The organism is Moorena producens PAL-8-15-08-1 (assembly GCF_001767235.1).
In the GTDB taxonomy this organism is placed as follows: domain Bacteria; phylum Cyanobacteriota; class Cyanobacteriia; order Cyanobacteriales; family Coleofasciculaceae; genus Moorena; species Moorena producens_A.
Genome location: NZ_CP017599.1, coordinates 7,741,433 through 7,757,348 on the forward strand (window position 1 = coordinate 7,741,433; position 15,916 = coordinate 7,757,348).

At 43.4% G+C, this 15,916-nt stretch carries 14 protein-coding genes; 8 read left to right on the plus strand and 6 right to left on the minus strand.

The window, feature by feature from the left end; genetic code table 11:
- Positions 1-690: 690 nt before the first annotated feature.
- From BJP34_RS28395 to BJP34_RS28405, 4 genes are all read left to right on the plus strand, one after another.
- Positions 691-1,200: an IS607 family transposase gene (locus BJP34_RS28395; protein WP_083305386.1), complete on the plus strand. Its 510-nt coding sequence runs from the start codon at positions 691-693 to the stop codon at positions 1,198-1,200.
- Positions 1,201-1,226: 26 nt separating this feature from the next.
- Complete coding sequence (locus BJP34_RS28400) at positions 1,227-2,426, plus strand: RNA-guided endonuclease InsQ/TnpB family protein (RefSeq protein ID WP_083305387.1); 1,200 nt, start codon at positions 1,227-1,229, stop codon at positions 2,424-2,426.
- 191 nt (positions 2,427-2,617) lie between these two features.
- A complete protein-coding gene (locus BJP34_RS37715; protein WP_081431351.1) occupies positions 2,618-2,791 on the plus strand; it encodes a DUF4278 domain-containing protein in 174 nt (57 codons plus the stop codon).
- Between the two features lie 821 nt (positions 2,792-3,612).
- Positions 3,613-4,035 (plus strand): hypothetical protein, encoded by a 423-nt coding sequence (locus BJP34_RS28405; RefSeq protein ID WP_083305388.1) that lies wholly within the window; start codon positions 3,613-3,615, stop codon positions 4,033-4,035.
- 41 nt (positions 4,036-4,076) lie between these two features.
- Here the strand turns inward: BJP34_RS28405 and BJP34_RS28410 are convergent, their stop codons facing one another.
- Genes BJP34_RS28410 through BJP34_RS28420 form a run of 3 tightly spaced genes read right to left on the minus strand, consistent with a single transcriptional unit; the run spans position 4,077 to position 6,628 of the window.
- Positions 4,077-5,267 carry a TRC40/GET3/ArsA family transport-energizing ATPase gene (locus BJP34_RS28410; RefSeq protein WP_070395237.1) on the minus strand — a complete coding sequence of 397 codons (1,191 nt, stop codon included), beginning with the start codon at positions 5,265-5,267 and terminating at the stop codon, positions 4,077-4,079.
- Positions 5,268-5,305: 38 nt separating this feature from the next.
- Complete coding sequence (locus BJP34_RS28415) at positions 5,306-5,746, minus strand: DUF2358 domain-containing protein (protein ID WP_070395238.1); 441 nt, start codon at positions 5,744-5,746, stop codon at positions 5,306-5,308.
- Between the two features lie 48 nt (positions 5,747-5,794).
- Entirely contained in the window at positions 5,795-6,628 is an 834-nt protein-coding gene (locus BJP34_RS28420) for a DUF928 domain-containing protein (RefSeq protein ID WP_070395239.1), read from the minus strand.
- A gap of 225 nt (positions 6,629-6,853) precedes the next feature.
- On the opposite strand from BJP34_RS28420, the gene BJP34_RS28425 reads away from it, so the two are divergent.
- From BJP34_RS28425 to BJP34_RS28435, 4 genes are all read left to right on the plus strand, one after another.
- Entirely contained in the window at positions 6,854-8,545 is a 1,692-nt protein-coding gene (locus tag BJP34_RS28425; RefSeq protein ID WP_070395240.1) for a transglutaminase domain-containing protein, read from the plus strand.
- 185 nt (positions 8,546-8,730) lie between these two features.
- The gene (gene hisA, locus BJP34_RS28430; protein ID WP_070395241.1) at positions 8,731-9,504 is read left to right on the plus strand and encodes a 1-(5-phosphoribosyl)-5-[(5-phosphoribosylamino)methylideneamino]imidazole-4-carboxamide isomerase; all 774 of its coding nucleotides are present in this window, start codon (positions 8,731-8,733) and stop codon (positions 9,502-9,504) included.
- Positions 9,505-9,856: 352 nt separating this feature from the next.
- Entirely contained in the window at positions 9,857-10,009 is a 153-nt protein-coding gene (locus tag BJP34_RS44735) for a hypothetical protein (RefSeq protein WP_158517525.1), read from the plus strand.
- A gap of 346 nt (positions 10,010-10,355) precedes the next feature.
- Positions 10,356-12,653, plus strand: a complete 2,298-nt coding sequence (locus BJP34_RS28435) for a GumC family protein (RefSeq protein WP_083305389.1) — start codon at positions 10,356-10,358, stop codon at positions 12,651-12,653.
- A 90-nt stretch (positions 12,654-12,743) separates the two neighbouring features.
- Here BJP34_RS28435 and BJP34_RS28440 read toward each other — a convergent pair whose 3' ends face one another.
- The 3 genes from BJP34_RS28440 to BJP34_RS28445 form a co-directional block, all read right to left on the minus strand.
- On the minus strand, positions 12,744-12,992 hold the full coding sequence (locus BJP34_RS28440) for a hypothetical protein (protein ID WP_070395243.1): 249 nt from the start codon (positions 12,990-12,992) through the stop codon (positions 12,744-12,746).
- Between the two features lie 578 nt (positions 12,993-13,570).
- Entirely contained in the window at positions 13,571-13,732 is a 162-nt protein-coding gene (locus BJP34_RS44740) for a hypothetical protein (RefSeq protein ID WP_158517526.1), read from the minus strand.
- A gap of 467 nt (positions 13,733-14,199) precedes the next feature.
- Complete coding sequence (locus tag BJP34_RS28445; RefSeq protein ID WP_324610968.1) at positions 14,200-15,843, minus strand: hypothetical protein; 1,644 nt, start codon at positions 15,841-15,843, stop codon at positions 14,200-14,202.
- Positions 15,844-15,916 lie beyond the last annotated feature (73 nt).

The following is a 15,916-nucleotide window of genomic DNA, read 5'->3' on the forward strand; positions in this document are numbered from 1 at the left end:
AGGTTAGTAAACAGCTAGAGAAAATGTCGCAGAGTCTACCAAAAACTCTTATTATTTATTAGACTTAAATTATGGTAACACCGACAGGGATTATTATGTAACTTAAATTAAAGCCGAAAACCAAGGGTTTAATAGTTGCGCTCTCTATCCCGGTGTTATAACTTTTTTGACATTTTTATGGCGCTCGCGGGATATTCCGTCAGAGAAGCGCGGAGATACCCCCTGGATGCGATTGCATCTTGCCTTGGCGGGCTAGGATCTGCCTTGGTAGATTCTGGTAGCTAAAAAGTATCGGAAAATTTTGAGGGTAAAAAAATCCTCAAAGTCTTATTAGTTTAAATAGGTAAGAGGAGGTAAGTAATGGTTACTTTAAATAAATCATTAAAGAAATATAACAAAAAATCGATAAATGCTCAAGTATCACTAGTTTTAACTAAAAAAAATCTAATTCCAGTCAATGGCTATGGTGCTTGTAGTGTTTCGGGTTGCCACTGTAAATCGTTTGAAGGATCTGATTATACTTGTTCTAACTGTGGTCACAATTATGCTAGTCACTGGTAGGAGGTGATAAGTAGGTGAGCCCAGGGCTATTTCATTCTGGATCTAGGTAACGAGTTTAGAGGCTTGTGACAGTTAACTTAATTGTCCACTAATCTGCCAATATCTACAAAAAATTGGTAGATTAGATTCATGACACTCGTGCCACTCCGTAAGGCGGTCGAACTTACGGGACTCTCTAGGAACACTTTAAGGAAGTATGCAGACGATGGGACGATCAGATGCGAAAAAACCCCAGGGGGAACTAGATTTTTTGACACAGAAAGCTTACTTAGTCTTGGGCGGCGACAACCAAGACAGCCAACCACAATCTGTTATTGCCGAGTTAGTTCTACCAAGCAAAGAGACGACCTCGCACGCCAAGTCGCCTACCTACACTCCCTCTTCCCAGGAGCGGAAATCATCAAAGATATCGGGTCGGGACTCAACTACAAAAGGAAAGGACTTAAAGCCATACTGGAGCGAATTGTGCGCGGAGATCAGCTCACAATTATTGTTGCCTGTAGAGACCGACTTACCAGATTTGGGTTTGAACTCATTGAGTACTTGGTTAGAAGTTACCGTAAGAGTAGTGCAGCCTTTATAGTGGGTAAATTATGCAGCATAGGGTCTTGGTTTTGTAGTAAGGCTGCACTACTCTAAGGTTTCATCTCCGGTCAGTCTCAACGGTGGAAAAATCCTGGTTCTCGACCAACCTGAAAGCTGTCCCGAGTCGGAACTTACCGCAGATCTTCTCTCCATTATTCACGTCTTCTCTTGCCGCGTCCACGGACTCCGAAAGTACGGTTCGAAAATCAAAGAAGATTCGAGTGTTCCTAAACCCTGAGCAACGTTTAACAGCTCGTAAGTGGTTTGGAGTTTCCCGTTATGTTTTCAATAAAACCGTCAAAATACTCTCTGATGGTGAAACCAAAGCTAATTGGAAAGCCATCAAGACTGGGATATTAACTGACCTCCCTGAGTGGTGCAAAGCAGTACCCTATCAAATCAAATCTATAGCGATAAAGGATGCTTGCACTGCTGTTAGGGAAGCCAAAAAGAAGTACAAAAAGACTTCACAAATCAATCGGGTAAGATTTAGATCTCGCAAGAACCCTGTCCAGTCTTGCTATATCCCTAAGTCAGCAGTGTCCAGTAAAGGGATCTATCACACAAAGCTTGGAGAAATTACCTTTGCCGAGACTCTGCCTGACAATATCTGTGATTGTCGATTGACTAGCACCAACGGGAACTACTACCTGGTAGTTCCCCATGAAGCAACTAATACTAGAGCCGAGAACCAAGGCAGAGTAGTCGCTTTAGACCCCGGAGTTAGGACTGTCTTGATGCAGTCGCTCATGGGGGAAACCCCCAAGACCGCGCTGCATCGCTTTTTGACATTCTTTAGTGAGACTTCTGTTGGAAAGATTGGTGATGGTGATTTCTCCCAGATTCAAAGGATTTGTTCTCATCTCGACAACCTTTTGTCTCGAATAAGTAAAGCTAAGAAAGGACAAAAACGCCGAATGATAAAAGCCGCTAGACGGATGATCATCAGGCTCCAAAATCTTGTAAACGAGCTTCACCATAAAGCGGCTAGGTTTTTAGTTGACAACTTCGATGTGATATTGCTTCCCACTTTTGAGACTTCCCAGATGTCCAAAAAGACTACTCGCAAAATTAGATCGAAGACAGTTCGCAATATGCTTTCTTTTGCTCATTATCGCTTTAAAGAATCTCTAAAACATAAAGCCCAAGAAACTGGGAAAGTCGTCGTAGACGTCTGTGAAGCCTATACGAGTAAGACAGTTAGCTGGACTGGGGAATTGGTCAATATCGGTGGCAGCAAAATTATTAAATCAAAAGTTGATGGTAGATCAATGGATTGACCGAAGGTCACGCTTCGCGAACGAGACATTAACGGCGCTCGTGGAATATTTCTACGAGCCTTGGGAGATACCCCCTGGCTGAGAAATCAGCTTGCATTAGTGAGCCTTGATTTGCCTTTGGTAGATTTTGGTAGCTAAAAAGTATCGGAACGCGCCTCTTATCACTACAATCACACTATGAGGCGAAGACTATGAAACTTTCTTATCGCGGTGTTAGCTACCAATACCATCCTTGCGAAGTTTCCACCACAGCAGTTGACTTGACTGGCAAGTATCGGGGAGTGAATTACCGATTGGGTAGTGCCCATCCTATACCACTTGTGCAAGACAAAGTCAACCTCAAATATCGTGGCGTTTCTTATTAAGTGACATACTCCCAGACTGACAAGCACGGTTCAGTGTGGGCTTCTTGCCAACTCCGCCCATTGGTTAGGATACTCAGCAAGCTTTATTAACGATACGGTCAGAAGTTACCGCAAGAAGAGTGGAGCCTTTATGGTTAGCAGGCTATGCATAAAAGAGGTGCGACCCGTGGCGAATTTAATTCGCCAACGGAAAGCGCACCTTTGGTTAAAACTTTATGATTAAGGCTCCACTCTTCTAAGGTTTCGTCTCCGGGATGCCCCGACCCACGCCTTACAATACAAAAAAGTTCAATTTTGAGGCAAGTAGGTGGCGGTTAGCTCTTAATTTGTCTTCCCTACTATTTTCAGTATAGCATTTTTCAACCTATGCAACACAGTTCCTGTGCGCGATTCATCTCACACTCATGGGGTAGCATTGAGATGTGAGGCTAAAGAGCGGATGACGCTAAATATCAACTAAGTATTCTAGCCTACAAATAAGGTGTCTCTAAACTTATAGCCAGTGGTGGCGATATGCCCTAGGCATCTGCCCTGTAAGCAATCACTCTCTTGGTGTGCGTTCCCTACCGCTTTGAATAAGCGCGGGGTGGGGTTCCACCCCATCTTTAATTTGGCTTCCTGATTGGATTACAACCCAGCTGGATACAGAAGTACTAGATGCACCCTAACTAATTCCCTCAGCCACTGACAGAGGACATTCTCTGTCAGTGGCTGGTTTTTTTTGTGTTGATATCAGTTTTTACAGAAAATTTGTGATATAAATATTTATAATATTTAACATAAAGTAACAAGAGACTACCTAGAGGCAGGAAAAATTAACTATGGGACTCTTTGGCAATTTGTTCAACTCTCAGACCAAGTACGTTGATGAGGACCGCCAGGATATGGCACAGTCTATAGAAGCTAACCAGTCCAAAGAGTATTTCTTGGACACAGATGAAGCCAAAACAATGGGAAACATTGACTACATGCGCAGCAGCGTTAAGGTCAAGAAATCCTATCCCAAGACCAAAACTGCTGTTTTAAGGGGTGAAGTGGTAGAGCAGATCTCTGCTACGGATAAAGTCACCCTTTCCCAAAATCAGACACCTATGGCCACTTCTGAGCCGGCTTCCCAGTCTGGAGCTACATCCGAGTCTGGAGCTACATCAGGACAAAACGGTCAGGTAAGCTCTCAACGCCGTCGCCCTGACTCCAGCCTGGATCCTTTCCTCAAAATGGCTCAGGATCTAAGAAAGGGTTAATTCAGTGCTTTGTAGATTGACTCCAATTCTACAAGGCATGATCAAATCTTAACTGCACCAGTGGCAAATTTGATTTTTAGATAATCCTCTTCCATCTTGGCTCCTGAAGGTTTTAGGGCAGCTAAAGCTTGGGGGAGGACTAAATTGCGGCGATGGTTACCAATGCGAACATTCAATTCATCTCCTGTTTGAGTAAGCTGTATTTTGTCTTTGGGTATACCAGGTAGGTACAGTTCTAGGCTGTACTCATTTTTATGCTGTATTACTCTAATGGTGTTTTCTTGGTAATACACTTGAGTGGGATCTTCTGAACCATACAGGGTTTCTTTCAGACGCTCCAACGCCTCAATACCGCACATTTCTTGACAATAGAGCGGAACTTCTTTAATGGGTAAAGGCCGGAAATTGTCGTGAATTTCTTGGCGATACTGTTGCTGATTTTCTTTCCAGCGTTGGAAAAATGGGTCAGTTACTTGGTCAGGAATGATCCGATTCGCAACAACTAGATCAGTGGCAACGTTGTATAGGCTTAAGTAAGCATGAGCTCGTAAGGACTCCTTAATCACCATTCTCTCAGGATTAGTAACCAGACGCACTGATGTTTGTTGGTTGTCAGTGAGTACCTTCTCTAAGGCTTCAATTTGTTCATAAAACTCATAGGGAGCATCCATGACCTCTTTATCTGGTAAAGAAAAGCCAGCAATGGGTTTGAATAACGGTTCAACCAAAGGTCTCAGAGCAACTGACATACTTTGTAGTGGCTTATAAAAACGGCGCATATACCAGCCACTGACTTCTGGTAAGCTCAGTAACCGTAGCGCAGTACCAGTAGGAGCTGAGTCAATAACCAGAACATCGTACTCGTCTTCATCGTAGTGACGTTTCATGCGGACGAGACCGAAAATTTCATCCATACCAGGAAGAACGGCTAATTCTTCTGCCTGTACCCCATCTAAGCCCCTAGCTTGCAGCACTTGGGTAATGTAACGCTTAACCGCTCCCCAGTTTCCTTCCAATTCCATCAGAGCGTCAAGTTCTGCTCCCCAAAGGTTGGGGCGGACTAATCGGGGGTCATGACTTAGTTCAATATCAAAACTATCTGCTAGGGAGTGAGCTGGGTCAGTACTCAGAACTAGGGTTTTGTAGCCTAACTCGGCACAACGCAAGCCAGTAGCAGCGGCTACAGAGGTTTTTCCTACTCCTCCTTTACCGGTCATCAAAATTACGCGCATGGTATGCTCCAGCTGTTCTGAGAAAAGTTTACATTTATTTACTTTACATTACTGTACAAAAGCTGCTTCAGTACGTCCAGGCGTGAACAGTCCCAATAATCTATATGAGAAACAATTAATCCCTCAGCATTCAGCTTTAACTCGCTCCAGCCAGGAATAGTCATTCGAGGTTTCCAGGGTAATGGCGTAGTCCAGCTCAGAGTCCAGCGGGTTTTAATTGTATCTCCTGACTGGGAAATGTGTTGCAAATCTAGATGGGGCTCGAGGAACCAGCGATTGATAAAGGCAATCATTTTTTTATAACGCTCAAGCCCGCGAAATTGGTTGAGGGGGTCTTTAAAATAGACGTCTGAGGCGTAGATGCTATAAGTTTGGTCAGCTGGGAACCTTTGATAGTCTTGTTGGAGAATTTGGGCTATAGGACTGAGAATCTCTTTTTGGTCAGGGTCTTGAGTGTTATTATACCGATTTGTATTCATACGTTGTATTAATACAGGTAATAATAACCTAATATATTATTTCGTTATTTAGTTGTGAGTCTTACTGGCATGTTCAAACAAGGGTTTTTCGGCAATTGCACCTAACCCGACGGAAGCCAGGAGTTTGTTCCAAGCTTCTGCCAAGTTCTTGTCATTGGGGCGCTGCCTTCGCAACTCTACCAGAGTCGTTAATGTTTCGTACCAAAGCCGATCATTTGCGTAGATCACAACACGCTGTTGGGGGGTTGCTTGCTTTAAACGCTGCGCCAGGTTTGGATTTTCTTCAACTCGCTTGACCCCACCATCAATATAGATATTGTTTGAGGAGTAGACCGGATCAATCAATCCTACCTGCCAGTAATATTTCTGATTAACTTCTAAGGGAGGTAGGTTAACAAAGGTAGGAAGCGTTATACTCCTAATTCCAGCATTTACCCTATGGGGTAAGGGATACTTGACTGAGTAAAGCTCCTTTCCATAGGCATCTTTCAGCACAAACTTTAAATATACCCCTGATGCTGATTCCATACAGGGCATATACCAAGAGAAAGTGGGGTATTTAGCAAGCGTTGTTCCGATCCCAGAACTGGGAACCAACGCTACAGGATTTTTGAGGTTTGATTTCTGGCATTTGGAATCCTTAGTTCCTCCAGGACCCCTAGTTCCTCCAGGACGTCCTAGATCCGAGGGTTCGCCTGTAGGAGGTGGATCAAATTCAGATAAATATATACTTTCCCAGTGGTTCGGTATCTTCTCAATCAGTTCCCTCCCTAGGGAAGAACTCGCCTGAGCTTGTACCTGGGCTGGAAGATTGACTGCCAGACTGAAAGCCAAAGCAACCGTTAAGACCGTAAATTTTGATGAACGTGTTAACCAAGCCATGATAAAACTATTCCCTGATAGAGCCAAGTTTCTCTTAAGTAAGCAGGATAAGTGAGAAGTATGGCAGAACAACAGCCCTTGGAGGCACCCGTAACCCCTCTAAGAGGATCAGGTTTTCAGTCCTTACCTGCATCATTTTAACAATAACTTCAGGTATTTGAGACATCGCCACTCTAAGCTTATAATTTTGTCTAAATCTTCATCTGATCTTCATCGGATTTACTCATGATTCTGAATTCATATCCATTTTTTAAAGAACGACAAAAATTAGACAAAACTATCCGACCAATTGGAGCATCTTCCCTGCAAGGTATAGCATTTTGGAGAGAAAAAATAATTGCTATCGACTCGATAAAGGGTTATCTACTACAAATTGATCCCTTTACTGATAACACAACGATTTTGAATCCAGATCGTGAGTCAGATTTAGTCGGTGTTACTGGTTTAGCAGTGGCAGGAGAAACCCTCTGGTTAACGTTACAAGATAGTGTATATTTTTGCCATATAAATAAAAAAATAACCCTGCAACACTTTGTTGATTTGCCTTCCAATCCTAATGGAATCGCTGTTAAAGATTCAACGGTTTATGTTACCTGTAAAAAACTGGGATATATTATTATATATAGCATAAATACAGGTCATGAAATTACCCGATTGCGTTCTCCGGGAGTTGGCATTGAACATATAACAATTCGCGATGAAGAACTGTGGGTATCTGATGACCAAGAACAGACAGTTTACTGTCTTGATCGAGCAACTGGCGAAATTCAGTTCAGTGTACTCACCCCCTTTGAAAATCCTACTGGCTTAGCGTTTTGTTCTGACCCCCAGACGGGAGAGGATACCCTCTATGTTGCTTATGCAACTGAGGAGGCTTACATCCGCGATAACCCTAACGCTGATCCTAATTATGAATTGCAGTATCGCGATCGCACTTTTATTCATCCGTTACACTTTACCTACAATCCGGAAGGTCGCTATGCACTCTCCAATGGCTATTTAATCGAAATGTCCTACGTCGAGGAACTTGACCCCCTCAAGGATATCGAGTTGAATGATTTGGAATGGCGAATTGCCTTGCCATCGGAAACTGACCGACAAAAGGTCTCAAAAGTCGAACCCGTAGGTATACCCTTTACTATAGACGTTCAAGATGGTCAGCAAGTTGCCGTCTTTAAGTTTGACAATCTCAAGCCAGGGGAACGCCATATCTTTGGCTGGAAGGCACTCCTAGAAGTCTGGAGTATCAAGTACCGCCTGACACCACGGGATATGGAGGCGTTGCCTGAGTTACCGCCAGAATTTCAGAACCGTTATTTGGTGGATGATGACAAGTTAGCCATGGATACAGAAATCATCCGCCGTTCGGCTAAAGAAGCAATTGGTAGCGAAACGAATCTGTTGCGGCAAGTCTACAGTATTCGCAATTATGTCTACGACAAACTTTCCTACCACGTGACCCCTAAAATAGATACTCCTGACATTGTGCTACGAAGGGGTGTGGGGTCTTGCGGCGAGTATTTGGGAGTATTGCTAGCTTTGGGACGCCTTAATGGTATCGCGTGCCGCACTGTTGGTCGTTACAAATGCCCTCCCCATCCTGACCAAATTGGTATTCCTTTAGTACCAGATTTTAATCATGTTTGGATGGAATTTTATATCCCAACAATCGGCTGGCTACCGATGGAATCGAGTGCTGATGATACGGTTGAAGGGGGTCCTTATCCCACTCGGTTTTTGATGGGTCTTGCCTGGTACCATATAGAGATCGGTAAAGGAATTAAGTTTGAAATCCTGAAGAGTCAAGGGGTGCCTGTGAAAAAGGAAGATATTTCTATTGGTGAGTTAGCCATTAATCATGTGCGGTTTAAGATTCTGGCAGAATTGCCCAGTGGTAGTGCTTCAATCGAACAATAACGACTACTACTGGCAAGGGTAGCCAGAAAGAAGTGGCTTGCAGGGGATCTAAGACCAAATCGAGGACGTAACTCCTAGACTTGGGCTACCCCCGTGATGTCAGAAGCCTACACCATACCTGCTGGGATTGGTGTGCGGTAGTTCAGTATGCGGTAGTTCAGTATAGGTTAGGGGGAAATTTAGTCATGGATGTTATTCCAGCTATAGACTTACTTGAAGAAAAATGTGTGCGGTTAGTCCAGGGAGACTACCAACGTGCGCAAATATTTAACGATAACCCAGTCGAGGTAGCGAAACAATGGGTTGAACAAGGTGCATCAAGGCTGCATGTCGTTGATTTGGATGGTGCAAAACTGGGTAAGCCAGTTAATACTAAGGCCATCGAAGCAATTGTGCAGGCGGTACCTGTGCCAGTGCAAGTCGGTGGTGGATTACGCTCCCGCTCCGGAGTCACTCAACTGTTGACTCTAGGCGTCGATAGAGTCATTATAGGAACGGCAGCGGTGGAAGACCCTTCCCTAGTGGAACAGCTTTGCACTGAATTTCCAGGGAAGATTGTAGTTGGTATTGATGCTCGTCAGGGATGGGTGGCCACTCACGGTTGGTTAGAAACCTCAGAAATTGCAGCAATTGACCTAGCTGAACAAATGACTCAGCTGGGAGTAACTACGATTATTTACACCGACATTCACCGGGATGGAACTCTGTCTGGACCAAACCTAGACGCTCTAAGGGAACTAGCAAGTCATATATCGATCCCCGTGATTGCCTCTGGGGGTGTCAGTTCAATCACTGATCTGTTGAGTCTACTTACTCTCGAATCTCTAGGCGTTAGCGGTGTAATTGTTGGTCGTGCGCTTTACACCGGAGATATGTCTCTCAAAGAAGCTATTCAAGCAGTCGGTCCTGGAAGGTTACAAGATATCCCTCTAGATATGGGCTTTTCTAGCTTTGCTTGATCACTCGTCAATGGAAAAAGGGAAAATTGATCTGATTCGAGCCAAATACCCCATGATCAGTTTTTCATTGTCAGGGGCAATATTTTAAGAGAATAATTTGTATAACTGCTTCCTGATTACACTGTAAAAGTTTAGTAAAGGGGGAAAGGGCAAGGAATTATAACCATTGACCTTTTCCTTTTTATATTTATAACTTAAATTCAAAACCATACTACTAAACTCAATTCCATTCTTCAAGTGTTATTTAGCTAGACAGGAGGACAAGGTGTAAGCATTCAGCTATCAGCTATCAGCTAAAGGCTATCAGCTAAAGGCTATCAGCTATCAGCTAAAGGCTAAAGGCTAAAGGCCTGTGGTCACGCTACGGGAACAGTTTATGCCCATAGCGCACGCTGTCAGCCATGCAAAGCGCGAGTGGGGGAAACCACGCCAGTTGCTCATAGGGGGAACCCCCAAGACCGCACTGGCTCCCCAAGACCGCGCTGCATCGCTACTTGAAAAATAAGCTGACGGCACCTCAAGTAGCGTGAGCTAAAAGCTCACGGCTGACGGCTAAATGCTTACGACAAGGTAATGGGGAGATAGGTAGATAGTGCTACCTATGAATGTCACTTGGTACCAGCAAACACTATTGCCCTAACTTAACCATTCCTTCATTTTATCCGGATATTTGATAAGTTTTGCGTAAAATTTTCCAGTTCTAGTGTCAAAAACTAGTTTGTTAACACAAACTAACTACAGAGCTGATGGTTAGTGGCAACTACCGAAGGTATGATAGGGGAGCGATTAGCCATAGCTTCAGTTACTCTTGAACATAACTTAAACCAATAAATCAAAAGGCACATATAGAGATGGGCAATAAATCAGAGCTTTTCCCACAGGGGAATGGTAAATATATCCACTCACAGCCCGTCATCTACCACACTAGAAACTCAAAATACTATCAGGATGGGCGTAAGCTAGAGGAGATTTGGACGATCATACGGCGTCGCTTTTTAGTGGCTGCTGGTGTAGCAATTACGATAACAGCTAGTATTTTTTTATGGACCTCTAATCAGAAACCTCTGTACGAAGGCAAGTTCCGACTCAGTCTGGAGCCTCTGACAGCACAGGATGATGATGAAAATCAATCGACACCAGCTTTTGAAACCTTGGCTTATAAAACCCAAATGCTGGTACTGCGTAGTGAGAAACTCATCACTCCCGTGATTGAGGAAATAAACAAGCGCTATGGCAAAACTAGCTACAAGTCTTTAGTCAAGAATAATCACCTGAGGATCAAACATATTGAAGGAACTAGTGTCTTAGAAGTTCGTTACCGGGATAGTGATCCTCAAAAAGTTCACTTTGTTTTAAAGCAGCTTGCCGATAATTATATCAATTACTCCCGCCAACAAGAAGCAAGTTACCATCACAAAGACCTTGAGCTAGCAAATAGAGAGTTGCCTCAAGTACGCCAAGAGGTAGACAGACTGGAGGAAGAACTGCTGAAGTTGGAGCTAGGGTACAAGTTAATCGACTATGATCATCAAAAACAGCAGCTTTCAACTCAGATTAGCCAGATTAAGCAACAGCAATTAGATACTGACATCCAGCTTCAGGAAGCTCAGTCCTTCTACCAGATCATTTCTCAAAAGCTAGGATTGTCATCAAATCAGGTCAAGGACTCTCGCGCCTCGGAGTTAGCTCTGGCTCAAGTGACTTTGGCTGAAAACCCTTACTACCAAAAGATGCTCAACCACCTAGAAGAGGTTGAGGCTGAGATTGCTATCGAGTCAAGCCGCTATACTCCAAACAGTCCCACCATCAAGACCCTACAGCAGCAAAAGTATAATTTCTTATCCCTGTTACGCTCTGAAGCTGAACAGGTACTGGGGATCAAACTTACAGATACAGATGTTCCTAAGGTATCACCCAATTCAATTCACCAGCAGCTCACTCAACAACTGGTAGATCAAAGCATCCAAATATCAGTTTTGCAAGCACGACAAGAAGCTCTTGCTGAGGAAGAAGAAAGTCTTGAGCAAGACATGAAACAGATGTTGGTGATAGATCCAAAGTACACCAGTTTACGGCAGAAACTTACAGAGACAACCCAACGATTAGACACTCTGTTGGCCCTTAAGGAAAGGGTCCAGCCTTATTCTTGGAAACTTATTCTCAAACCCAAACAGCCTCAATATCCCATTCCACAACATCAGGAACTTCAAATTATTTTGGGAGCGATCGCAGGTATATTACTGGGTGCAGGAACAGGGTGGTTGATGGAGCGCTTAGACCATGTGTTTCACTCTCCCGACGAACTTAAACATCGCACCCAATTGCCTCTTATTGGTGTTATTCCTTACCATCAAGCACTTAAGCCCACCAACTCATCAACCAGTCGCAAAGGTATACCTTTTGTTCCTAGCTTCCCTAAGGTACAGAAAAATAACTCAACGCCAAAACTGCAACAAGCTTCTCCCTTTTTAGAGGCGTTCCGGTTCCTCCATCGCAATATCGGCTTACTGGGCTGCGATAAGCCAATCCAATCGATTGTGATTAGCTCAGCTAGACCAGAAGACGGTAAATCTACCGTTGCTGTCCACCTAGCTATAGTGGCTGCTGCTATGGGTAGGCGGGTGCTACTGGTGGATACAAATCTGCGCCGTCCCCGGGTACATAAAATTTTTGGTTTGAACAATCAACTTGGTTTGAGTAACGTCCTTAGTAAGCGGATCAAAGCTAACCGAGCCATCCAGCAAGTGCCCATGTGGGATCATCTTCATGTGCTAACTGCTGGTTCCCCAGCACAGGATCCGATTCGGTTACTATGTGCGCCAAAGATGAGAACTTTGATGGAGCATTTTAATGCTGTTTTTGATTTAGTTATTTATGATACACCTCCCGTGATCGGACTTGCTGATAGCCGCCTCCTAGCAGCTAACACGGATGGTATGGTCTTGGTAGGTAGATTAAATAAGACTGACCGCTCAGTTCTAATCCAAGCCTTGGATGAACTCAAAACCTCTAGGACTAATCTTTTAGGTATTGTTGCTAATGATGTTGAAAACTACGCAACTAGCTCCTATTATCACCATCAGGACTACTATACAACCGATTCAGCAACCATGAAGGTGAAAAAGCTTCTAGATCAGAACATGAGATGATATGAAGTCCGGTTAATAACTTCTAATATGGTTGATTGCTTTTTTTTAATGGTTAATGGTTAATCGTCAATTAACCATTAACCATTATAGTTAGTGAGCAGTAGCTGGAGATGAAAATACGTATGTTAACAGGACTAGCATCACCTTTGACAGCATCAAGGTTAGTGTTAAAACGACTAGAGAAACCTGGACAGTTAAGCGTAACCGTTTACCCTTACGATACAAACGTTTATCCGGTACAGGGTGAGCAGTTTTATAAAAGAGTGTTAATGGTTTATTAGGCTGATAAGGATTCCAAAATACATGGGCACCTAAATTATGCTCGGCATAGGGTTTCATAGTTCAAAATTAGAGGTAGTGTGTGGAGAGCGAACCAGCGTTTACGCCCTGTGGTGTAAACGTTAGTAGTAAAACACCAGACAGAAACTATCTCAGTCTTGATAGTGATGCTCAACCCTGTCCAAATTGATTTGGAGGGGCAAGTCGTTTTTAAGCAGGGCTTACGTATTTGTTTTACAAAAGCTATTTCAGGGGGTATGCGCGACCACCAGATGAATGGGGTGGGTGGCAGCTTAACACCAGCTTTTTATTCCTTTTTTCTGGTATAGTAGGGTATAGTAAATCGGTGTAATTTGTAGTTAATGACTCAAATAGCGGTGAAAAACCCGCAAGGTCAGCAAAAAACTACAAGATACAAACTAAAAGATACAAGTAAGCGCAATGTATGTGGCCTTAAGGTCAGCATAGTTGAGCTTGTAGGGGCTTGTTGACTGCTCCCACTGGGAAGATAGTCTAGTGACAGCTACTTTCAGTTGAGTAGCTTGGTTTTAAACCGCTTTGGAACAACCGCTGAGAATCCCCCCTACTTTAGTGCTGGGATAAGTCAAAAGTAGTTTTAATCCTTTTATCCCCTATAGCTAGCAGGGCTGTTTGATTCGTTTAGACTCTGGATGAGTAAGAGGAGAGGCAGAGGAGAGGGTAGAGGGGGAGGAAGATGATATGGTTTGGTTATTTTGTCTTTCTTCCAAGTCAACCTTGTCTTCCTTGTCTTCCTTTTTCTGTATTAGATACACCAGCATTGCTTTAGCCCTGAGATAGGTAGGGTGCTGATGGCTTAATTTGGTAATTCCTGCTACAATGGAACAATGGACTTTAACAACAATTTAGGGCATCTAACTAAAATCTTGAACCCAGTTGTTTGAGAACAGTTGAGGGGTTTAACCCCCTAATTTATTGAGTTTTGTTTTTTTGGGTTAGATTGATTCGGTGAAGAATGGGATGCGATCGCTTTTTAAAGTGATCATGAAAACCAATAGTTAGTGTCATACCCAGTAGCGTTCAGGGCTGGGATCACTTTAATTGCTAGCGTTTGCCAAATTATCCATTACCCATTAAATAGGTAGGCATGATTCAAGCAACTAATGGAACTGAATAATGTCAAGTTTTGTAAAATATCTATAAATTCAATCTATGCCCTTGAGCCAAGATGTTTACATAGATTGGTTTATATATAGTTACATAGCTGCATTGATTTGGGCTTACCTATTTACCTTTTACCGGTAATCGCAATACATTCGGTATCCAAAACCACAACCTTCTCTGTCTCAAAAACAGAACAGGAATCGATTACGTTAACAATTGCCGGAACAATGGCTTGTTTGAGTCGAGCTTGAGCTTCTGCTGCTACTGGTTGATACTGCAGAATCCAGCGATTTTTAGTTATATATTGTGGATTAAATGCTGTTTTATCTAACAACCAAAAATCAATGTTGTACTGCCTAATAAATTGTTTGGATTCAGCTAAGTTTGGACTGTACTGGGCTTGAATTAAATCAATCGCTCTGTTGCGAAATTGGTTATAATAGTTAGTATGATAGGGAATACCGTATTCTCTACTGACTAAGACTGACCGTCCAGAAAACGTTGGCAAGAAATCGGCTTCCTTTGATAGTGAGGCAATCAGGATATCGTTTGGTTGTTTAGCAAAGAATTCATAGAGGTCATGTTTCCTCCCAACCTCATAGTTAGTTTTGGGGAAATTATGGAAACCAAGAGGAGACAAGATTAGAGCTATTCCTACCAGTGTAACGATCGCTCGTCCCAACACTGGTTTCCCTGGAATTGGAGGAAAGGCTAGCCTCTGGCAAGCTTGAATAATAGCATCGAGTAATAGAGTTATAGCGATCGCAGCAGCTAAGACTAGCACAATTCGCAGACTATGCTTACTGTAACGGCTGGGTAGATGCAGTCGGAAAAGGACAGCATGAGCCATAACGAACATGCCAAGGGATACCAGGGCCAGTTGAGTCAGGAGTACCGTTTCCCCTTTGACTTTCTTCACTAACGGTAGCCATGAGGGAAATCTTAGCAGGATAGGCAATAGTAAACCAGCACAGACAGCTATAGGTAAACGCTTTCTTCGGGGAAATAAACCACTGCGAGCATCTTCCAACCAGAAATGCCATGGGTTGTGATCGAAAAAGGCAACTCGCCCTCCTGGTTGGAATTCTGGCATGGTTTTGGCTTGCTGTGCGCTGATAATTGGACCATAGTCAGAAGTGGTCAAAGCATAGGGCAACAGGACAATGAATGCCATACCTAACCCAGCTGCACAAAACCAATAGTCATTCTTCTGGGAAGATAGTCTGATTTTACCCTCTCGCCAACGCAACAGTTTCAGCACCAGAACCCCACAACACAGGAAAACGCACTGAGGATAAAATAAACCCTGGAGGGTGATCACTACGAGACAGGGGATCAATGAGCGCCGTGATAGGTAGTATAAAAATGCTAGCAGCAGGGGATAAATGAAAGCCCTAGGGGTTGCTGATACTAAATCATCGAGCATCCATAGGGTTTGATTTAGAAGCAAAGACGCAATAAATCCTGCAGCTGGGATGGGCAGCATTTGTAGACAAAGCCCGAAACAGTAACTAGTGGTAATCAACCCTAGCACCATGGGTAGTAGTTTATTCAATAAGAGGGGATGAATCCCAACAAATCCGATCAGCCGATAGAAGGTAGTATAGCCAGCGGGTGCTACAGATTGGAAGTAATTGGCAATCAGATCATCGGGAAATAACCTGGGATCAAAAAACCGTTGCATCCAAAATACATGCTGTCTGGCATCATCTTGTACAATGTATTGATTACTAAAGGCTTCTTCGAGGGCGTTCAGGCTGTAAAGCATAGCAAATGCTAGGCTCAAGCTAAACCAAAATATTACTTGGTTTTTAGGGGGATTCGAGGCTGGGGGATTCATA